Here is a 22837-nt window from a genome sequence, read left to right on the forward strand (position 1 = left end):
GCCGAGGGCATCGCCGCAGGCGAAGGTACTACTTTCTACGCCGGGGATCTTTTCACCGGCGACATCTTCCGCGGCGACATCGAGAAACGCACAGCCGCCCCGTTCATCGACGCACCGACCGGCCGCATGGCCGTCGGCATGGCCGTCAACACCCGGCACAATCTGCTCTTCGTCGCCGGCGGATTCACCGGGCAAGCGTACGTATATGACACCGACTCAGGTGCGACCGTGGCCACCTTCCAACTCGGCGACCGCGGAACCTCGCTCATCAACGACGTCGCAATCACACCCCAGGGCGCCTGGTTCACCGACACCCTCCATGCCAGGCTCCACTTCATCCCGATCGGCCAGTACGGAAACCTCGGGCCGTTCAGGACATTGCTGCTCAGCGGACCAGCCGCCGACACCGGCGACGAATTCAATCTCAACGGCATTGCCGCCACACAGGACGGGAGAACCCTGATCGTCGCCCACACAGGCAACGGCGAGCTCTACACCGTCAACCCCGCCAAAGGAACGAGCGCCCACATCACCGGTGTCAGCGTACCAACCGTCGACGGCATCGTGCTGGACGACAACCGGTTGTGGGCAGTGCAGAGCTTCTCCAACCAGATCACCCGAATCGCACTGAACAACGATCTGTCCAGCGGCCTGGTCAAGAAGACCATCACGAGCCCTCTGTTCCAGGTCCCAGCCACGGCTGCCCTCTTCGGCGACACCCTCGCTGCCGTCAACGCAAAGTTCGACACCGGCGTCCCACCCACCGCGGACCAGTACGAAGTCGTCCTGGTCGACGCCTGACGAACTCAGGCCGACCGGTACTGGCCGGGCGCCGGCAGGAGTCAGATCTGGTTGAGGGGGAGTGGGGGCTGGACTCGGATGCTGACTGATCCGTTGGTGTAGCCGAGTCGTTCGTTGACGGCACGCATGTCTTCGTTGCCGGTCTGGGTCCAGGTGTAGATCTCGGCGATGTCGTGCCCGGCCGCCCAGACCAGGGTCGTGCGCTTCAAAGCAGTTGCGATACCGCGGCCGCGCCACTCGCGCCGAATGGCTTTGTATCCGTTCTCCGCGCGGCTCGGTTGGTCGGAGTCGAGCATCAAAGACGCGACGCCTACGACCTGGTCGTCAGCGAGCGCGACGAAGGCCGCCTCGGGGGCGTTGATCCAGTCTCGGTTCCATTGTTCGAGCGAGACCTGCAGCGTCGATGTGAGGGCCAGGTCAGCGAAGGGATCGTGCACCTGGTGGTAGGCCTGTTCCCACAGCTCGGGTCGTTCGGCGACGCTGACAATCGTCACGGTGGGCGGAACTACCGGTTCGGTCTCCTTGCCCACTTTGCGAATCTAGAACTCGAGGGCAGACGAAGCCGAGGCCCAGATCGGAGTGGTCGGAAACACTCGAGCCCGCGAGCCGACCGTCATGCTCGGCGAGGAGCAGCACCCGACCCGGGTGTTCCATGGCGCGCATCTCGGCCACGGTTGCGGCGCGCTCACCAGGCGCGACAGCAGTGCGGACTCGGCGCCATTGTTCAAGATCGGCGTCAGACTGTGCAATTCGTAGAGAGACCATGATGTGGCTCAGTACCTTTCGATGGCGGGCGGGGCGCCCGGGGAGTCGGATCTGCCGAGGGTTTCGTCGTACAAGTACTTCCAGGCGCCACCAGTGAAGAAGTCCTCGAGGACGGCATTCACCTTGTCGTGTAGGGGCTTGTCCGCCAGCGGGAGGCCGATGCCGTATTTCTCGGTGCTGAAGGGTTGCCGACGAGGCGCAGGTCTTCGGGTGCGTGAGTGGCGTAGTCTTTGAGGATGGCGTTGTCGGTGGTGACGGCGTCGACCGTGTTGGCAAGTAGCTGAGAGACACACTCGGAATACATCGTGGACTCAGAAATGTTGCTGGCCTCAGTCAGCTTCTCATCCTTGACCCGCTGGATCGAGGTGGAGCTGGTCGCGGAGCAGACCTTCTTGCCCTTGAGAGCGGTCTTGCCGGCGTCCATCGAGGTGTCGGCCTTGCGGACAAGGAGATCCTGGCCCGCGACGAAGTACGGGCCGGCGAAGCCGACGAGCTTCTTGCGCCTGTCGGTGATGGAGTAGGTGCCGACGTGTAGTCGACCTCTCCACCGACGATCGCGTAGCCTTCATCTTGGCGAAGGTCGCACTGCCGGGAACATCACCGGCGTGGGGATAGCCGCGGAAGTCAAGCCCGTTGCAACGAGCGCGCGGACTGCCACCGGCAGCCGGCGCGCCCCCCTTGCTACAGGCAACGATCGTCATCGTCATCGCCGCGACGCCGCCAGCGGCGACGAGGTTGGGCGTTCCCATAGGGGATCCTCTTCATCTGCGTTCCGTTGATCTGCCGTCGACTCCTTCAGGGGTCGACGGTAGGTCGCTGCTCGTGCGCTGCGATGAGGGTTGCCTATCTGTGCTCATCCGGCTGAGTCGATCGCGGCACGACGCCAGGGTGGGATGGTCGCTAGCGACAGCACCGGTCAGAAGCGTGATCGCTTCGCGGAAGGATTCGGTCGCTTGGTCGGCGAGGCCGAGTGCGGACTGCGCGCAGGCCAGATTGTGGAGGCTGATGGCGAGATCAGGATGGTCGCGGTCGAGCGCCAGGCGCTTGATCTGCACCGCACGGGTCAGGGCTTCAGTTGCCGCCTCGAAGTCGCCTGAGCGGTGTTCGAGTGAGCCGAGATTGTGGAGAGTGACCGCTACCTCGTAGTGCTCAGGACCGTAGGTCTGTTCGAAGACAGCGAGTACGTCGGTCAACAGCTCTCGCGCCTCTACGCTCTGGCCGAGGTCGACCAGAATGGCGGCTAATGCGGCGCGATCTGTGGCGAGGTCGAGTGGGGTGGTGGCCGCCGATGCCAGCCGCAGCGCGATGCCCTCACGCGCGGTGGACTCAGCGGCCATCCCTTCTCCACGAGCGTGGGCGAGACCGGCGATGTTGTGCAGGAGACTCGCCCGCAGTTCCAATTGGTCGCTCCCACACTCGTTCACGATCCCGAATGCCCGGCGATCTGCGGACGCTGCCTCGTCAAAATCACCGCGATACTTGCCGGCGACTCCGATGTCGTTCAGCAACGGCAGGGACTGCACCGAGTTCAGTTGACTCGCGGGGTGTGGTGGTTTAGGCCGCGAGTGCGACAGGTTGAATTGTCTCAAACTCGATGGGTGTGAGTTTACCCAGGCCACGTTGCCGGCGTCGCCGGTGGTAGCTGGATTCGATCCAGGACACGATCGCCAGCCGCAGTTCGTGTCGGCTGGTCCACCGTTGCCGGTCGAGGACGTTCTTCTGCAGCAGAGCAAGGAGCGATTCCATGGCGGCGCGTTGTCGCCGCAGGCTCCGACCCTGCCCATCGAACCGCGTAGCTGGTGGTTTTTGAGGACTCTGACGTACTTCTTGGACCGGAACTGGGCGAGTTCAACCGGTCGCTGTGAACGATGAGCCCGGCTGCAGGCGCCCTGAGCGCGATTGCGTTGCGAAGGGCCGCGACGGCCAGGGGTGCCTTCATGCGTGAGCCGATGGAGTAGCCGACGATCCGGTTGGAGTAGACGTCCTTGATCGCGCACAAATACAGCTTGCCCTCGGCCGTGGCGTGTTCGGTGATATCGGTCAGCCAGACCAGATTCGGCGCGGCTGCCGTGAACACCCGCTTCACGAGATCGTCGTGCACGGGCGGGCCGGCCTTGCGGTTCAGTCCGCGCTTCTTGGAGTGGATCGACCAGATCCGCTCCTGGCTGCACAGCCTCGCGACCCGGTTCTCGCCCGCGGTGATGCCTTTGGAGGGCAGTTCGTCGGCGATGAAGCGGTAGCCGAACTCCGGGTCGTCGCCGTGGAGGTCGCGGGCGGCGTTGATCAGGTGCGCATCGTCGAAGTCGCGTTGTGTGACAGGGGTTTTGCGCCACTTATAGAACGCTTGCTTACTGAAGCCGAGCACCCGGCAGGTCACCGCGACAGGGATACCGTCGGCGGCCAGATCAAGGACCAGCGGGTAGGTCATTTTGGGTTGATGTCACGGGCGAAGTAGGCCGCAGCCCGGCGCAGGATCTCGTTCTCCTGCTCCAACTGCCGGACCCGCTTCTTCGCCTCTCGCAGCTCGACCGACTCCTCCCGGGTCGCGCCCGGGCAGTTGCCGTCCTCGACATCGGCCAGTTTCAGCCAGCGATTCAGACACGACACAGAGATCCCGAAGTCCTTCGCGATCTGCCCGAGCGGCGCCTCGCCCTTACGGGTGACCGCGACCACATCACGACGGAACTCCAACGGAAATGCTTTCGGCATGACAGACATCCTTCCAGCAAGGACCCAAGTCCTCGCAGATCAGGAGTCAACCGAACCGGGGGCAGTCCGGTTCGGTCCAGGCTGCTGGTGCGAGTTCAGAGCTGATCATCGCTGCGTGCGCGCGAGGATGGTGGCGGTGCGGGTGTAGGCCTCTTCGGTGAAGGCCGAGTTGCGGGAAGCATCGGAGGACTTGTCCAGCGTCATCGCGGTGTAGTAACCACCGGTGGCGTTGTCCAGGGCGGGGTCCGCCGGCTAGGCGGATGCTGGTGAGCGCGCCCTTCTCCGGAGTTGTCATGAATGCCCTGCCGACGATCTGAACGATCTTGAGGAGACCGCCGGCGTTGCGGCCGAACGCGCTGGTGACGCTGCCGGGGTTCGGTGCATTGACAGTTGCCCCGCCTCCAGCGAGTTCGCGCAAGAGCATAGGTATGGGTGAGGTTGACGAGCTTGGAGTCGCTGTAAGCCTGGAGTTGGCTGAATCGACTGGGATACGTCCAATGCTCCAGCTTCGGATGTCCGCGCCCCTCCATTGTAGAAGACAGGTTGACCATACGTGAAGGCCGTCCAGCGTTCGCGGCACTGTTGTGTAAGGCATCCATCACTGCTGAGGTCAGAGCGGCAACCGGAAGATGGTTCACAGCCAGCGTCAGCTCCACGCCGTCGAGGGACAGCGCACGATGGCGGAATGCGCCCCTCGCATTGTTCACCAACATGTGAAGACCTCGCGGGGTCAGCTGAGTTACCTGTTCAACGAGGGCGCGAACACCAGAGAGCGATCCGAGATCGCCTGACACACGCCCGCCAACGCCCGCAAGTTCTTTGGCGACATCTGGGGCTCGCAGCTGTCTCGTTCGTGAACCAAGACGATCGCCCCTCCCCGGCCGAGGGCGGATGCCGTCACTCGACCGATCCCACTGGTTGTCCCTGTCACCAGGACTGTCCGCCCGTCCATCGCCCAGAACATTATCGACTCTCTCCCAGCCGTTGCCGATGATTCCTCCCCGGATCCTGTATGCCGTTCCGAAGGGTGCACCGAGTCAGCCTGCTCGCCACCGATGGGACGGCACTCGGAGACAAGAGGAGCTGTGGCCGGGTGCGGGGTCAGCCGGTCTTGCGGCCAGTTTGTCTTGTACTGCGGCTATCTGGTTGTCCGCCGTGCTGGTCGAGATGGCCAGCCGGGCTGCGACCTGGGCGTTTTGTCGATCCCTCTACGACTAGGTCCACGACCGCGGACTGAACCGTCCCAGGTTTGACGCCACCGGTCGCGATCAGCGGCGCGGTGCCGTGTTAGACGGTATGGAGTGACTCTCGGGTTTGTGGTTGTGGGACGGCAACCGTTCCCCGGCGGATGGATTGTGGAGCCGGCCGGTGGGCCGGTGTCAACGTCGTTCATGCTCGCTGCGCTGCGCGTGCTCCACGTTGACACCCGTCGCATCGGCCGGTTGATGGGCCGCCTGCGGGCAACGGGTGAGTCGTGGTCGGTGGGCCCCGTTGGTGTGGTGAGGGGTTGTGGGCCGGGGCCTCACCGCACAGATTCGTGGGTTACCGAGCAGAATTCGGCTGCTCGGCCTATCCGACAATGTGTGGGAGGCCCCGGGTGTTTACCGAGCGTACGAGTGTTGGGCTGGACGTGCACGCCAGATCGGTCGCGGCCGCGGCGATCGATGGGGTCACCGGCGAGCTGGTGCAGGCCAGGCTGACCCCAGCCCATGACCAGATCCGGTCCTGGATCCGGGAGCTGCCGGGACCGGTGGCGGTGGTTTATGAGGCCGGGCCGACCGGGTTCGGTCTGTGCCGGGCGTTGATGTCTGCCGGGGTCCGGTGCGAGGTGGCGGCCCCGTCGAAACTGCAACGCCCGTCAGGTGACCGGGTGAAGACCGACGCCAAGGACGCGATCCATCTGGCCAGGCTGCTGCGCCTTGACGAGATCACGCCGGTCGCAGTGCCGACCATCGGGCAGGAGACAGCGCGGGATCTGGTCCGGGCACGGGAAGACTGCCGTGGTGACTTGATGCGGGCACGGCACCGGTTGTCGAAGCTGCTGTTGCGGCACGGGATCGTCTATTCCGGTGGTGCTGCCTGGACCGGCAAGCATGAAGCCTGGTTGCGTCGGCAACGCTTCGACGTGGCGGCGTCCAGGTTGACGTTCGATTCCTACTACGACTGTGTCCTGGCCACCAGTTCGCGCCGCGACCGCCTCGATGCCGCGATCACGGCGATGGCAGCCGATTCGGAGTTCACTGCCGTGGTCGGCAGGCTGGGCTGTCTGCGCGGTGTCGCCACCTTGACCGGGTTCGCGCTCGCGGTCGAGATCGGCGACTGGACCCGGTTCACCGGCAACACCATCGGCTCGTTCGTCGGCCTGGTGCCCAGCGAGCACTCATCGGGAACCAGCCGGGCACAGGGCCCGATCACCAAAACCGGGAACACCCACGCCCGCCGGCTACTGGTCGAAGCCGCCTGGCACCACCGCACCCGCTACCGGCCAGGCAAAACCATCCGTGACCGCTGGGCACTCGCCTCGCCCGCGGCCCGCGCGCGTGGTGATGCCGGTAACCGGTGGCTGCACGCACGCTGGGTCAGGTTCGGCGAACGCAACAAGAAGACCACCATCGCCGACGTCGCCATCGCCCGCGAACTCGCCGGCTGGTGCTGGTCACTAGCCGTCATGGACGAGGAGTAGACCCACAAACCGGCTTCGTTGACCACGGGCCAGTGGTGACAGCGCGTGGAGTGACCCGCGACCTGACTATGAGCAACCACAGCCCCCAAGAGGGGAGGTAGTGACGCTCGATGTTAGACACGCGGACCCCGCTCCAGCCGAACACCCCGTCCTGCGGTAACCAACCCGCGCATATCAGTCTGACCGCGCGTCGCCAACGACACGCTCACCACCCCGACTGATCCACGAAGCCACGAGGCGCCCGACCGGAACACTCCAGCCGGGCGCCTCACCCTGCCTCTTGACAGGAAGCCACTCCATATCAGTCAACGATCCGAAGGACTCGGCAGCGCCTGGTACGACGCCGCCTCTTCCCGGGTGCGGACCGTCAACGAAGACTCGTAGCTAGACAACGGAGAACTCGGCCATGATGAGGACAAGAACGCGGCACCAGCTTCCGGACGAGGTGCATCGTCCCGCCGTTGCCGGGTTCGGCCGTCTACAGCGCCACGCGCCCCCGATCAAGCCGCATCCCCCCACTCAGATCGCCGAGGCACTGAACGGAACCCCGCGTGGTGGCCACCTTCCGCAACAGTCTGCTCCGATTGGCCGACATTGAGGACGGCGCCCGAGCCCTACGACACCACGCCCGGGGCCCTGACGCAGTCCTGACCTGCCGAAACGTGACTTTGGCAGGGCCAGGGCCCCGGCATAGTCGTGTTTTAGCTGGTCAGGAGCAGGTTGAGGATGGTTTCGGGGTTTCGGGCGTGGTGTCGTAGGCGTTGGGCGATGTTGGTAACGCCGGTCAGTCGCAGGAGGCTGATGGCGGTGTTGCGCAGGGTCGCCATCACTTGGGGTGCGTTGCCGGTGCGGACTTGGGAGCGGTCTTCGTCGTAGGTGACGTCGCGGACCCAGTGGAGCCGGTTCTCGATGCTCCAGTGGCCTTGGACCCACGCAGCGAGCGTCGTTGGTGGTGCGGCTTGGTGGTTGGCGGAGGTGATGAGGTAGACGACCTCGATGGTTTTCTTGCCGTGGCGTGTGACGGTCCGTCGGACTTGTGCGAGTTGGGTGGCGCCGGCGAACTCGACCCAGGCCGGGGCGGTGGTGACCTTGATGGTCCGGGTCGTCTTGCGGCCGTGGCCACGGCTGGTGGTGGTGTGGCTCGGAACGTCTTTCCAGGGCAGCCTTTTGCAGGCTTTGTGGAGTTTGGGCTGGTTGGCTTTGACGGTGAAAACGTAGTCACCGCCGGCGGTGGTGATCTGTTGCGCGGTGTCGGTCTGGGTGTGCATTGCATCGACGGTGACGACGACGTCGGTGAGGTCGAAGAGTTTCAGGAGTCCTTGTACTGCTGGGATCTCGTTGGACTTCGCGGTTACCGCGAGCTGCCCGATCACTGCACCGGTGGCCTGGTCGAGGGCGGCGACCAGGTGCGGTGCTGTCGCGGTTTTCGACCGTGCACCACGTACGGTCTTGCCGTCCAGAGCGATGACTCGACGCGAGCCGACAGTGTGGGTGCGGGTCCATATGAAGGCGCCGAGGTACTGGTCCAGGAGATCGGCGTCGAGGCGGGCGAACACCCGCCGGATGGTCGACTCGTCAGGGATCGCCGAGCCGGCGACTCCAAGAACCCGGAGAGTTTCGATCGGCTGCTGAGCCGCCCATTCACCGATCGCGACGAACGATCTCGCGCCGCTGATGACAGCTGCCAGCGCTACCGCGAGCACTGATGCCAGGTCGTAGCGCCGGCCACGGCGTGCTCGCGGGTCAGGGACGGTCTTGAACAGATCAAGTAGCCGTGATCGGCAGGTATCGGCGAGTGCCGCAGGCAACTGGGCCGCGGTGGGAGAAGATGACATCGGCGGGTGTGGTTCTCCGGCTGGACGGACGGTGTGAGAACTTCCATCCAAGCCCCACGAGCCACACCCGTCCCACACGCCACACCGGTCATCCAGCCCTAAACCCGCAGGTCACAGCCCCAGGCAACGACTTTGCCGGAGCCCTGTTGGCAGGGCCCTGTATTGGTCTTGGCCGCCGGCAACTCAATGATCGAGGAGTTACATCTCGTGAACACCGATGTTCCCGGGACGGTCTCAGCTACAGACAGTCCAACCTCGCTGACGAGTCATAACCGCTTCTTCCTCGCCGAAGCTACGGCGTGTCCAACTCATCAGCGAAACTCCCGACGGATCGGGGCACCTATCCGTGGTGTGCCCACAAAAGGGAGAAGGGCCCACTCATTGCCAGCCCCATACATATTGAGACGGAATTCCGTAGGCTTGAGAGATCCCACCCATAAACATTGGCGTGAGGTACGCTGATCCTCTCTCCGCGATAGGGACAACTCCAAAATGGATGGCGAGCGCAGCTACCACAGCTGGCGGAAACCATATACTCGCCAAAGTCGTTGCTGTGTCGCTTTCGTGGAGGAATTTTTCCGACGGTGACATTTGTGAATAGCCGGATGTGAACTTCGTCCTCATGCCTCGACTAACATCAATGAGCGCGAGTGGCGCTACGACACGGTTGGTAATAGTTCCCAGGGCCGACCCGAACCTGACCATTCGGAGCGAATCGCGGGCATAACCGACCGCGTAGCTCACGCCGCCGATAGTCTGTAGTCCCCCTCCAGCGACCTTCAGCGCACGCACGGCGCCGTTGGGATCCTCCAGGCCACCGTACAAGCTCAGCGCGCCGAATGCTGCGGTAGATATGCCCTGGAAGTACGCTATCCGTGGACCAGTGCGATCGAGGCCCTCGGCGTATCCGTAGGGGCCGTGGTATGGCCCTGTGGAAGGGCCTGGGTCATTCACGCAGAGATTACTGAAGCAGTAGGCCGCGAGTGACGCGCCACCTGGCAAAGCCTGGTCCGCCGCAAGCGCCTGCACGGCATCGAATCGGGATGCCTGAATGGGATCCGCCATGTTGTATACGATGATTTTGAGGCCGGGATGACGCTCCATCGTTTCCATGACTGAGCGGACATCATCTCGCAGGAACCTCTTCGGCCCTAGGGAACGGGTTCCGTCGACGTCGCCATGAGTGCCGGTTGCGAAATGGATCTCAGTATGGCCTTGTCTAGCTATCCGCTCAAGGTCGTTGGCCACCTGAACGACATCAGTTTCCCAGTCATAAGAGTTGGCATACCCGATCGCATTAGCAAGTGCGGGGTGTTTGTATGTATAGCCACCAAACTTGCCGAATCGCACTCCTTTTTCGGGAGCGATATCAGAGGCATATTGGTATTCCTGCTCAAAGACTGGCCCTTGTAGTTCAATGCCGCGCACTCGATAGGGAAGGTTGACGAATGGCGCACGATAGATATTGGGGATGGGTGAGCTCTGTACTACTTGTGGAGCGTACTGATTAATGATGTCCTGCTTCTTTTGTTCCATCTCGCGAATTAGGTAAGCGTGATCAACTACGAACTTGCTCTTCTTTATATCGTCGATCTTCTTATCGAGTCCCGAGAGCGTTTTTCCTTGTTCCCGTATTAGCCTTTCGACGGCTTCGTCCACCAAGCGCCGCGCGGCTAGCTGCGTGCCTGCTGCCTCCACTGATTCAGCGAATTCTTCGAGTTTACTCATCGGCGGACTTAGCCTGGACTGAGGCAATTCGCGCGGCTCGGACCTAACTGGCACCAGCGAGACTGGGCCAACCGGCCTAATGGCTCCAGTGGAGGGATCCACCACCAGGATCCACCACTGCTCGCCGGTCATTGCGTCAACCTCGCGACGGACATTCGGGTCGCTTGTGTCAATCGAACTAAGTTCGGGCTGAACTGCTACGGTATACTCCTCGATCTTACCGGTTTTGGGGTTTCTGTAGGCGAATAAGAACGCAGGTTTATCGCCATAGTTGACTACTCCATCGCGGTTGTCGGCCACCAGTACATACTCAGTGTCTCCGCTCGCCTGTGCCTGTGTGTCAAGGGCCACCCATTCTGCGTACTGAGCGTCACGCTCGGTACTTGGAGTGTTGCCGCTGGTCCGACGGGCTGGCTGGCGGGGGGTTATCCAGTCTTCGCCTGGGTCCGGTCTTGGGCCGTCGACCGTCCACCAGTAGTTGATTCGGGTGTGGACCATTTTGGCGGTGGCGCCGGCGACGACGGCGGTGAGGGCTCCGACTGCGTTTTTGACGATGTTTTGCCAGGTGCGAGATTTGTCGTGAAAGACCCAGCCGGACTGGGGGTTGAACGCGCCAGTCAGAACCCGGTCTACGCCCCTACTCCACTTGAAGTTCTCGCTGTCGAGGTGCTTGCTCCAGCTGGCGCTTGCCATTCCGAAGGCGAGGTTGAAGAGAGCTTCGTTTCCATTGATGCGTTCGCCTGCGATGCCGCGGCCCATCAGGTCGCCTGTCGTGGTGAACGCGCTTCGCACCATGCGAGCAGCGAGCCCGGTGCCCTGGACGAGGCCGCCGAGGGCGGCGCCGGCGGCGCCACCAAGGCCGGCTGCCGCCATGCTCGTCCAGCTGAAGTTGTCCTGGTAGCCCAAGCCCATCGTCACCGCCTGGCCTGCGGCGTTTCCTAGGGCAGCGCCGATGCCGGCGGCGATCACCGTGCCGAGGTAGCTTGCGCCGAAGATGCCTGACCCGCCGGTTACGTAGGCGACGATGACCGTCACGGCGACGACGGCGATCGTGACCAGCGCGATCTCCCACCAGCTGGGTCCCGGTGGTGGGACGCGGCGTGGTGTTGGGGTGGAGTCGCCGATGATGTCGGCGAAACTGTAGGGGCGGAAGGTGGTGTTGTCGTTGTGGACGTTGGCGACGACGTTGGGGATGCGGTACGTCTTGCCGCGCTCGGTGGCTGGCAATGCGCTGTCGGGTCCGAAGCTGAGGCCGTTGGCGTCGGCGATCAGGTACCACAGGGAGCTGTCGCCGAAGGCCAGTTGGGCGATCCCGAGCAGTGTGTCGCCGTCACGAACGAGGTGGCTGGTCGGGCTGGCGGCCGGATAGGCGTTGCTGATCGGTGTGAAGATGTTGTTGAAGATCGCGGAGCGCGAGGCGCCGGAACGAAGAGTGGCGACGGGCCTGCCCTCGGCGTAGAGAAGGTCTTCGCGGTTCGATGTGATACCACCGGACTCGGGGCGGATCGCCTCGGTCTTGACCAGGGCGCGATCCTCGGTGTCATAGGTGAAGGTGCGGACACGACTGCCTTCATTCGGCAGATCGGACAGCTGGTGCCATAGCCTCCCCGCAAGGTCATAGCTGTTGGTCGTGAATCCTTGCTTCGTTAGTTCGAGCGTGGAATCCACGGTAATTCGCTTGATCTGGTTGCCACCGAACTCGCTCGTGTACGAGTAGCCGTAGGTGTTGGTGAACTCGGGCTTCTCGTCCTCGTCGTCCTCATCGCCATCCTGGTGATACTGGTACATGCGCAGGATGCCGGCAGTGTCATAGAAGTAGGTGGTTTGAGAGCTCTTTTCCGGATCACGCCGGTCGGCCATCGTTTGCTGCTGGAGCTGACCATCCGCACGGATCCAGAAGGTCGTCAACGTGTTCGTGTTTTCGGTCGAAAATTGCTCGTTGTTTGTGGCTTCGTTCGTTAGCAGACCACCCCTTGTATCAACGGTGCGGATCTCCCGGGATGAGAAGTCCGGAGCTATGTAGTCGATCCAGGGATCCCCATCGATGGTGACGTTGGTATGGATTTCCTTGCCGAGTATCGAGGTCAGGTAGTCCAGGTCGTCATAGCCGTACTCCTCACGCCTGAACCGATCGAAGACCAGGTCCTCAATCTGGCGATGTTCGACGAACTTGGTGGCGACCTGACGCCGCCCCAGTCCGTCGTAGCTCACCGTGGTTCCGCGGCCCTTTACGATCTGCCCGTTAACTCGTTCGCCGTCGACGAGGGTGACTCGCCCTTCGGCGTCGTACTGGAACCACTTCTCACTTCTTTGATGGAATCCGTCAGACCATGGGCTGCCGTATTCACCGACCACGCCGCGGCGGTTGTTGAGCTCGTCATAGGTGTAGCTGACACGCAGCGTGGCCTGGGCAGGGGTCTGCTGGCCTTCGGGTGCCTCGACCTTGACGACTCGGCCGTGCGGGTCATAAACGATGTAGCTCGTCCGTGTGATCGCGGGCTCGGTGATGAGCTGGGTGCTCTCGAGTTGGCCGTCGACGAACGTTCCAGACTCGAAACTGCTGCTGCGGGTGAAGTGATCCCTGGCCACCTGTCCCTTGGCCGTGTACTCGTAGCTGGCGGTTTCGGTGCTGGTCCGGTAGTCGACGCCTCCTGCGGTCCCGAACGTTCCCTTGGCCAGTGACTCAGTGACGCTTTCAATCAGTCCGTTGGGCTTGTAGGTGTGACTGCGGGAGCCGGCTGTGCCGTCGTTGTCCTGTTCCTCGCGACGGAGCTGACCGAACACGTTGTACAGATATGTCGTCGTCCGGTCTTCACCCACCTTGCTGGACGTCAGCCGGCCGACCGTGTAGTCGGTGGTATTGAGGCTGTACCCCCAGCTCTGTGTGTACCTGTCAGTGATTGGCTGCGCGGGATCCATCCGACCGAGCTCGAGCTTCTTGTTGCCGAGAACGTCGTAGTCGCACGACGTCTCATGTCCCGTCGGATTGCGATTGATCCGCGCATAGCCACGCTCGTCGAGCTTCGTGAACGACCACGCAACGGCGTTGCCGAGAATGGTTTCGCCCGAACCGACGCGACGGTTCGCCTGATCGTAGAGATACCGGTTGACGACGTACGCGACCTTCGTCGAGGACCCGGCGGGCTGACGCAACACGCTGTGCGACAGCAGGTTCCCGTTGCTGTCGAATGTGTCGACATAGACCCGCCCCAGCGCATCGCGGACACCGACCCGCCGCCCCTGGCTGTCGTAGGCGTACCCGGTCGTGATTGTGGTGGCGTCGGTCTCGCTGATCATCTGGCCGGCCTGGTCGAACCGTCGGCTGCGAGTCCGGTGGGTGGTCAGCTCGCTGCCGGGCGGGTCGTGCCGGGTGGACTGGTTGATCTCTTGCACCATCCGGCCGGTCAGGTCGTAGCGCAACTGGTGACGCAGATCCGCGGCATAGGACGAGCCGTCATGTCCGCGCACCGCTGTCGCGGTGGGCAGCAGTTCATCGGTTGGCTGGTTGTCGGCGTTGTACTGGTAGGTGGTCGTGTCAGCGTCACCGGCGACCGCATTAGTGTCGTGGCGCACATAGCGGCCCTCGGTGCGGGTAATCACATTGCCCCACCGGTCGTAGTCCTGCAGGGCCAAAGGCGTCATCTGCGTCGTCGCTAAGCTCACCGGTGCAGTCACCGCGGAGCAGGCTGGCAGCCGTTGTACGCGCGCCCGCCCGAGCAGGTCAATACCGTTCTCGGTGATCCGCGTAGTCTCGCCAAGCGCTCCAGATGTTCCGCGTTGCTCTTGCCGGGTCACATCGCCGGCGAGCCCGTAGTAGAAGTGGGTGACGCCATCGGACGCCGTCCGGGTCTTCGCCTGCCCGGCGTTGTCATACGTGTACAACGCAACGATCGCATCGCCTTGGGTGGACACGTCCTGCCAGATTCGGCGCTCTTCCTTGATCGCGCCGAACTCGTCGTACAGGTTCCGCACGCCGCTCCAGCAGGTCGCGGTGCCTTCCTTGAACACGTCGATCGTGTCGGTCTGCTGCCCGCTGGCGTCGTAGGCGTAGCGCCGCTCCACCGTGTGGGAGTTCGTCATCCAGCCGCTCATCGTGACGTTGACCGGCTGAGTTTCCTTGAGCACCCGCCCCGCGTAGTCGTACTGCCGGGATTTTGAGTTGCCCATTGCGTCGATGGTCGTCACGATGTTGCCTGCGGCGTCGAAAGCCTGCTCGACCGTCAATGTGCCACCGGCTACCGCGCCACCGGAGCTGCGAGTCTGTTTGATCACCTCGCCGAACCCGTTCAAGGTCAATGTGGTGACAGGGGAGGCGCTCACCTGGCCCACGAACGGATCGACGGCAGCGGCGCCCGCGGTCCCGCGGGCGGGTTCGGTGATCTGTTTCAGTTGGCCGAGTGCGTTGTAGGAGAAGTGGGTCACACTGCCCAGCCCATCGGTCTGAGTCCGTACCCTACCGATCCCGTCATAGGTGAAGTCCTGCAGTGTCGTCGCCTCGGTGCGCGTCTTGTTCAGTTGGAAATAGGCGTCGGTGATCCAGGCGGTATAGCGCGCGCCGAGGCGCTCGACCTTGGTGCGTTGATTGAGCGTGTCGTAGCCGAATTTGGTGATGCGGTCGTTGCCGTTGTCCGTCCCGCTGGGCTGGGCGTCGCCGGTGGTGGGTGCGACCCCGGCTGTGGCGTACTCGATGGACTGGCCCAGGTTGCCGAACGGGTCGTAGGACTGTTTGGTGAGGTGTCCGAGACCGTCGAGATTGGCGGTCTTACGGCCCATTGTGTCGAAGTAGTGCCAGGTGTCTCGCCATTGGGTCGCGTTGATCTGAACGGCTTCATGGCGTACCTCGCTGAAGGCCGTGTACTCGTAGCTGGTAGCTGCCCGCATGCTCTCCGTCGGCGGTAAGGTCGCCAGGTTCACCCGCTGGGCAGTGTCCCCGTGGTAGTAGGCAGCCTGCGGCAGTTTGACCTCGCTCTTGCGGCCTGCGTTGTCGTACTTCGTGGTGATGACGCGAGCTTTCGGGTCAGTGCCGACCTTCCCCGCGATCTCGGTCTCGGTCCAGTGACTGCCGTTGGGCGGCGTACCGGTGATGGTGACGCCGTGCCGGGTGACGTGCTCCTGGTCGCCGAAGGTGGTGTATTTGAACGCCACGGCGTGGTTCATCGCATCCACGTCGTGCTTGACCCGGCCGAGCCGGTCGTATGTCTTGTACTCGTTCTGGAACGTGGACGCGCCGGTACGGGTGCGAGTGCGCACGAGCTGTCCGAACACGTCGTAGGCGAGCAGGACCTCGCGGCGGAATCGGCCTGCGCTGGTCGTCTTCTCGACCTTGCCGGCTGCCGGGTCGTAAAATCCCGGCAGGAGTGTGCCGTCCAGCCGGCCGAGTGTGTCGTAGGTGTAGTCCGAGGTCCGGGCGTCGGTGGTGTTCGCGCGTTCGATCGTGGTCTTGATGTTTCCGAACGCGTCGTAGATCGTGCGGTCCTCCAGCGAGGCTTCCTGCACGGAGGGTGTGCTTTGACCGGTGAGCTGGACGAACACCTCGACCGGTTGAGTAATCTTCCGGAACACGCGGCCGCGCCGGTCATACACGTAGGTACAGATAGCGCCGTTGTTGTCGATGTGGCTAGTCCGGTCGCCCAGGCCGTTGTATTCGTTGGTTTCGTGGAAGCCCTTGGCGTCGGTGGTGGTGTCCAGTCGGCCGACCCGGTCGTAGTTGTACCGCTTACCACGGGTGACGCCGTCGCCGACCCGCCGATTACCGCGCAACGTGCTCAGCGCGGCCTCGGTCCGCGGTGTGGTCGCCGGCACGGTCAGGTCGAACATGCGCTTCTCGGTCAGCCGCCCGCCGGCGTCGTACAGCGACTCCTGCAGCGTGCCATCCGGCGCGATTGCGAACCGGAGCCGCCCAGCCACGTCGTACACGAAGCTGGTCACCCGGTCTCGAGCACTCGCGTTCGCCCCAACCGCCGTATCGAGGGTGCCCCTGGCGAGGTTCGCCAGGCCTAGTTCGGTGGCAAACTCGGTCCGCTTCGCGGCGCGGCCGACCGCGTCGTACTCGGTCCTCATGACAAGGTGCTTGCCTTGCGCACCGGTAGCGAGTACACGTACGGCGTAGATCTGCCGCCCGGCAGTGTCGTAGACCGACACCTGGCGACGGTTGTCGGCATGAGTGGTGACTGCCATGGCGATAGTCGCGGCGCGGTAGTCGGCCAGAGCACCGACCGCAGTGACGTACTGGATGGACTCGGTAGGCCGGCCGAGCGAGTCATATCTCTGCTCGCTGACCAGATGCTGCGTCGCCTTGCCCGTGCCGTCAGTGGCTTCGACTCGCAGGGTGAACCGCAGGCGGTCCTGAGTGTCGTAGGAGTATCGGGTGACCTGATTGCCCACGTTGATGCGGTCGACCACTGCGTTGATGGCGTTCTGCGTGTACTCCGTCAGCGCTGGCTTGACCGCGTACCGGATGGTGGCGACAAGCGCACCCATCGGGTCGTAAACATTCTCAGTGACGGCACCCTGAGCATCCACGGTGAACCGCAACCGGTTGTTCGCGTGATAGGCATACCGGGTACGCTGGATATTTACGAGCGTGCTTTCGCCGCTATAGCCCAGTCCGGTCAGCTCGGTGTTGACCTCCGTCACTGTGATTCCCGGCGACGCGGTGGTGTCGATGGCGTTGACGCGGGTGTCGGAAAGAAACTTGTCGTAGCGACGCGTCTCGATCAGGTTGTTGCTGTTGGCGCTGTAGCGATTCTCGCCGATCACCCACTTGGCATCCTGATCCGCGGTCAACGTGAAGCGCAAGCGGCCGTCCTTGTCATAGACCAGGTAGCTTCGCTGGTCGCCGACACTCGTCGTCGATGCCGCGGTGATTGTGGCTGCGGTGACCACGTCGTCCAGGCTGTTGAGGACTGTGGCGCTCAACCGGTTGACGTGCCGGCGGGTATGGACCAGCCGACCGTTCGCGTCATAACGGTTCTGGCCAACTTCGCCTTCGGCGTTAATGACATGGGTGATCTGTCCGGCGGCGTCATATACCGACCAAGTGCTGTTGCCGATGGGATCGATGATCCGGCTGAGTCGGCCCGCCGCGTCGTAGCGGTACTGCGTGGTCAGGTCACGCGTGCCGGGTGCGCCGGTGCCCAGCACGGCACTCGGTGCATCGATCTGCTTGGTCTTGCGGCCCAGCTTGTCGAACTCGTACCTCGTGACCAGCTGGTTGGGCTCGGTGACCGTGCCCCGCGCAATGGTGACTTTGTCGCCGAGACCCTCATAGCTGTACGTCGTCGACAGCTTCAAACCGTTTGGGTCGACGACGATGGCGCGGGGGCGACCGTTGCGGTCGTAGTCGTAGCTGGTCACCAGCTCTGCGGGTGTGCCCTTGCCCTCAGTCACCTTGACCGTCTGCCCGAGGGCGTTGAACTCATACGCCGTCGTCACGTTGTCGGCGGCGGGGTCGATGTGCTGCTCGCGGACCCGGTCGACAGCGTCATAGTCGAACCGGACCACCGTGCCACGGCCGTCAGTGGTGGTCTCGAGGCGACCGCTGTCGTCATAGGTGTTGGTCCTGATCACCTGGCCACCCGGCGTGCCGTTCGGCTCGATGACCTTGATCAGCTGACCGTCCTTGTTGTACTCGTACTTCGTAATCCCGCCCTCGCCATCGGTCACGTCGAGAATTTCCCCGTGCCGGGTCTTGCGGGTGGCGACCACGACACCTTCCGGCGAGGTCGTCGTGACCTTGCGGGCGGAGTCGTCATAGGTGTACGTCGTGATTGCCGGCGTGGTCGATGCGTCCAACCGCTTCGACACGCGGCCGAGCGCGTCGAACTCGGTGCGCACCTTACGGTTCAGCGGATCGGTCACCTCGATTGCGCGGCCAGCGTCGAGATAACTCGTCGTGGTGGCGTTCCCCGCGCCATCGACCATCCGTACGGGGCGGCCTTGACCGTCGTACGACGTGCGATGGTGCAGGTTGACCCCGCCCAAGTCACTGGTCTGCGCGATCAGCCCACCACGCAGGTCATAGTCGAACCGAGTTGCGACTGTCGTGTTCGGCGTCTGGGTGATGGTGCGGGTCTCGATCTCGAGTTGGCCGTGCTGGTTGTAGGTGCGGTTGGTGACGAAGCCTTCAGGGTCAATCTGCTTGGTCAGCAGGCCACGACGGTCGTACTCGAACCGCGTCAGCTGATCCTTGGACTGGTCCTGCGCGGGTAGCTTTCCCTGCAATTGACTGGCCGGCCCACCGGTCAGGCCGGCCAGGTTCTCCGGAGTGATCCGGTTGAAGTAGCGGCGCACGACCTCGGCCTGCCCGCTGCTGTTGTATCCGGTCTCGGTGATCTCACGCTCGGCGTTGATCGTGTGGGTCAACCGATTCTCGCGGTCGTAGAACAGCAGGCTTGCATGACCATTCGCATCGATCGCCTTTGCCCGCCGCCCCAAACTGTCGGACTCGAGCTGCATGCCACGGGCCGTGATCGCCAGGTCGATCTGCGCCTGGGTCGGGCTGGCCGGCAGTGTCGCATCACCAACACCGTTGAGCGTGCCGGTGACTTCACCGAACTCGTTCAGCCGGACCCTGCCTGCCCGCGGTGCACCCGACTCTGCAACGTCGGTAGCGGATGTGGCGCCGGCAGCGGCGATCACCCGTACGGCGCGCCCGGCGGCGTCGTATTCGGTCTGCGTGGCCGTGCCATCCTCGCCGATCACGCGGACCATTCGGCCCATGTCGTCGTACTCGACAGTGGCGATCGCCTTGGCGGCGCCGGCCCTCGCCTTGATTGACGTCGGTGTGTCGCTGGGAACCACGGCTACCGCGATCGGATAGCGCAGGGTCTGTTGCTTGTTGGCCGCAGCATCGTACAGCGTCTCGGTCGGGAATCCCTGCTCGTCGATCGAGACCGTCACTCGGCCCTGACCGTCGTAGAACAGATAGCTGCGCAGGCCAGCGGTGCTCGAGGGTCGCCATGGCGCGAGCACGTCGTCCACCGGCGCGACAGCAGCGGTCTGTCTGGGTTTGGCGGCAAATCCCGTGACCAACGGCCGTACGGTGAGGCTGAAGCTACCGCTGACAGTTCCGCCGCGGCCGTCGTGGGCGGTGACGGTGATCGGAAAGCTTTGCGTGTTCGTCCGACCGGCTGGAATGGTTCCGTGGAAGGTCAGGTTCTGCTCGTCGAAAGTCAGCCATGACGGCCAGCCTGTCGCTCCCTCGTTGGCCGTGTAGGTCAGCTGGTCGTCGTTGGGATCGACGAACGCGTTGTCCGGCATGGGGAATGCGAACGGGCTGGGAAATTCCATACTGTCAAAAGCCTGGTCGGCTAGCCCGCCGATGTACAACGGCAGGGCGTTGCGCACCTCCAACGACAGGGTGCGATCCACCGATGCTCCTAGCGGATCGATGGCACGCAGCACCACTGAGTGGGTTCCGACCGCCTTCGTCGTACCGACCAGGCTTCCGTTCTTCGAATTGACCGACAGCCCGGCCGGCAGACCACTTGCCGCAATGTAGTTGGACATGAACTGACCGTCGGGGTCCTGGGCCGCCGGCGGCGTGTAGTTGGCCGGAGAAGCGGCAGTCATCGACGCTGGCGGGAGCTGTGCCCAGATCGGAGGATTGTTGCTGGTGTTACCGATGTTCAGTCCCACGGCCATAGATGCGATACCACCGTGCAGGTCGGTCGCGCGTAGTTCCACGACTGCAAACCCCACCGCCGTCGGCGTGCCGCTCAGTTCTCGCGTACCTGCGCTGAAGGTCAACCAGGAAGGCTTCGAGACCACACTGTAGGTCGGGGCAAGGCCTTCCGGATCGACCGCCGCCGGTACGATCAGCTTGAAGACTTGACCCGCGATCAGGTGCTGGATCGGTACCGGTGCCCAGGTTGGCGGCTTGTTGACCACGGCGATCTGAACCGTCGCGTTGCTGGTCTGGCCGCGCTGGTCGTCGGCCTGCACCACGACGCTGTACGACGCCGGAGCGGCCGGTGGTTTGCCCTTCAGGATCGCGACACCAGTACTGGTGTCGATCGGTTCCAACCACTCAGGTTTCGCGCCGACGAACGTGTACGCCACGGTGTCTGTATCGGCGTCGACCGCGGGCATCCGGTATTCGAACGGCCGCCCACCGGTTGCGGTCTGGTTGGACACACCGACCCACAGCGGGGCGGCCAATGCGCCGACGATGTTCGTCGCGGCTGTGCTGCGGGTGTTGTACCGGACGGTTTCGGACAGTCGGCCGGCGCCGTCGTATTTGTACTCGGCCAGGAACCCCATCGCATCGACCGTGCCGACCACACGGTCGTCGCGGTCGTAGAAGTACTGCACCGACCGGTTTGCGGTTTGCTGCTTGCTGACCAGCGATCGTCCGTCGTATGTCGTGTCGCTCACCGTGCCGACGGCGTCTGTCGATGTCTTGAGCCGGCTCGCAGTGTCGTAGGCGTACGCGAGGACTCGGTCATGAGCGGCGTCGACGACAACGTCGCTGCCGGCGCCTCCCAGAGTCAAGGCATGCTTGGTGACTGTCTTGTCTGTGGTGTTGTACCAAGAACTGGTGTTGGCGACATTGCGGAACTGGGTCTGCGTCGTGACCTTGCCGTTGGCGTTGTACGCCAGTCCCGTCACTGACCCAGCGGCGTCCACTTGGAAGCGCACCCGGTCGGCAGCGTCGTAGAACAGGAACCGCCGCCCTCCCTGCGGGTCCTCGGCCATCCGCAGCCGTCCGGCCCCGTCATACACCAGCAGGCTCGCCCGGCTCGCCCCGTCAGCACCGGCCTGCTGGGTCACACCGACCAGCCGGCCGCGGTCGTCGAAGCTGCGCGTCGCCATCAGACCGGCCTGCGTATTCACCCGAATCTTGCGGCTCGCATCGTCATAGTTGGTTGTCGTCGAGCCGCTACTGTCGATCATCTGCTTCAGGCGACCCAGCCCGTCGTACGTCGCGGTGGCCAATTCGGTACGAAGATCCCGGGCACTGCCGCGCACCACTAGCGTCTTGATCAGGTCGCCATGGCCGTCGTACACGAACTCTCTGACCACTGCCCCCGCGTCGAGCACACCGCCCGCAGAATTGGTTGTCGCATAGTCGATCTGCTTGCTCACGTTGCCGCGCAGGTCATAGGTGAACTCGGTCAATTCGACTTTGGTCTTGTCTTGCCCACCCACCCACGTGATCAGCTGACTCTCGCTCAACACCTGCGGCGGGGTCATCCCGCCGACGCTGTACCGACCGCCCGCGTATACCAGTGAATGGGTCAATAGTCCGACCGCAGGCGCGACAGTGCCGTACCGGTTCTCGGTCACCACACCCTCGGCGCTGACGGCGAACCGCAACCGCGACTGGCCGTCGTACACGAAACGATCGGTCACCGGACTTTCGGGCAGCAGCGGACCGGTACCGTCCGGGTCCCGAACGCCGTGCCGAGTCTCGGTCACCACCTGGTTTTTGCCGTCGAACGTGCGCAGCAGAGTGTTGCCTAGGCTGTCACGCTCCAACTTGCGGTTCCCGAGTCCGTCGTACTCGTAGTCGACCGCATTACCTTGGGCATCGATAATTCGCCGGACATTGCCCTCGGCGTTTCCGGCGGCGTCGTAGACGAACTGGGTCGTCAACCGCACCGCACCTGGAGTGGGCGGCGGAGACTTGACCTCGATCAATTGCTGCTTGGCGTTGCTGACGTAGGTCCAGGTCTGGCTACCAGAACCGGCATCCACAGATACGTCGGTGCTGACCGTGGCGTTGGCACCAGTGCCTGTGGTCGTGTAAGTGAAGGTCTGCACGCCGCTGGCATCGGTCGCCGTGCTGAACCGGCCGCTGTCGGCTTCGTAGGCGAAGGTCAGAGTCGTGCCGTTCAGAGTCGTTCCATCGCTGTACGAGACCTTCGCCACCCGACCGCTGCCGCCGTCATAGGTGTACGTCGTCACGAAGATGACGGCATCGCTCGTAGTCGACGGTGTCAGGTCTGACTTGACCGACGTCAACCGGCCGCTCGTGTCGTAGCCGTACTCCACCTGCCTGACCGCCGCGCCCACCGTCTCGGTCGGTTTCCCCGGCGGGTTTTCGGTCAGCGCGCGGGTCTCGACCTTCTGCAACCGCGTCAGGCTGGTGGTCGGTACCGTCGCATAGGTCAAGACGAGCCGTTGTCCGCTGGCCGAATCGACCACATCTGTCAGCCGTCCGGAGCCTGCGTCGTACCCGAAATCGATCCTGTTACCACTCACATCCTGCTGGCTGGCCAACCGGCCCGTCCCGACGGCATACCGCTCGATCAGCCGGGTCGAGCCATCGGTCCAGACGAACTGCTGAGCGCTCGCGTCGTGAGTGATGGCG

7 protein-coding genes and 1 pseudogene are annotated in these 22837 nt (G+C 63.4%); 2 read left to right on the forward strand and 6 right to left on the reverse strand.

Annotation, left to right across the window (positions count from 1 at the left end; all coding sequences use genetic code 11):
- Positions 1-801 (forward strand): SMP-30/gluconolactonase/LRE family protein (locus tag A3ES_RS0142595; RefSeq protein ID WP_020392966.1); only part of this gene is annotated, 801 nt, incomplete at its 5' end.
- Positions 802-842: 41 nt separating this feature from the next.
- Here the strand turns inward: A3ES_RS0142595 and A3ES_RS0142600 are convergent.
- From A3ES_RS0142600 to A3ES_RS50390, 4 genes and pseudogenes are all read right to left on the reverse strand, one after another.
- Positions 843-1331: a GNAT family N-acetyltransferase gene (locus A3ES_RS0142600; RefSeq protein WP_020392967.1), complete on the reverse strand. Its 489-nt coding sequence runs from the start codon at positions 1329-1331 to the stop codon at positions 843-845.
- A 353-nt stretch (positions 1332-1684) separates the two neighbouring features.
- Positions 1685-1990: a type 2 periplasmic-binding domain-containing protein gene (locus tag A3ES_RS56555; RefSeq protein WP_026163721.1), complete on the reverse strand. Its 306-nt coding sequence runs from the start codon at positions 1988-1990 to the stop codon at positions 1685-1687.
- Between the two features lie 337 nt (positions 1991-2327).
- Complete coding sequence (locus A3ES_RS0142620; RefSeq protein WP_020392969.1) at positions 2328-3089, reverse strand: tetratricopeptide repeat protein; 762 nt, start codon at positions 3087-3089, stop codon at positions 2328-2330.
- A 31-nt stretch (positions 3090-3120) separates the two neighbouring features.
- A pseudogene (locus A3ES_RS50390) lies at positions 3121-4275 on the reverse strand (IS3 family transposase).
- Positions 4276-5872: 1597 nt separating this feature from the next.
- Here A3ES_RS50390 and A3ES_RS0142645 point away from each other — a divergent pair.
- Positions 5873-6958 (forward strand): IS110 family RNA-guided transposase, encoded by a 1086-nt coding sequence (locus A3ES_RS0142645; RefSeq protein WP_026163723.1) that lies wholly within the window; start codon positions 5873-5875, stop codon positions 6956-6958.
- 701 nt (positions 6959-7659) lie between these two features.
- Here A3ES_RS0142645 and A3ES_RS0142650 read toward each other — a convergent pair.
- Positions 7660-8793, reverse strand: coding sequence for an ISAs1 family transposase (locus A3ES_RS0142650; protein ID WP_202806715.1), 1134 nt, complete (start codon positions 8791-8793; stop codon positions 7660-7662).
- Between the two features lie 378 nt (positions 8794-9171).
- Positions 9172-22746: a putative Ig domain-containing protein gene (locus A3ES_RS0142655; RefSeq protein ID WP_169501850.1), complete on the reverse strand. Its 13575-nt coding sequence runs from the start codon at positions 22744-22746 to the stop codon at positions 9172-9174.
- Between the last annotated feature and the right edge of the window lie 91 nt (positions 22747-22837).

The sequence above is a fragment of the Kribbella catacumbae DSM 19601 genome, assembly GCF_000372465.1.
GTDB lineage: Bacteria > Actinomycetota > Actinomycetes > Propionibacteriales > Kribbellaceae > Kribbella > Kribbella catacumbae.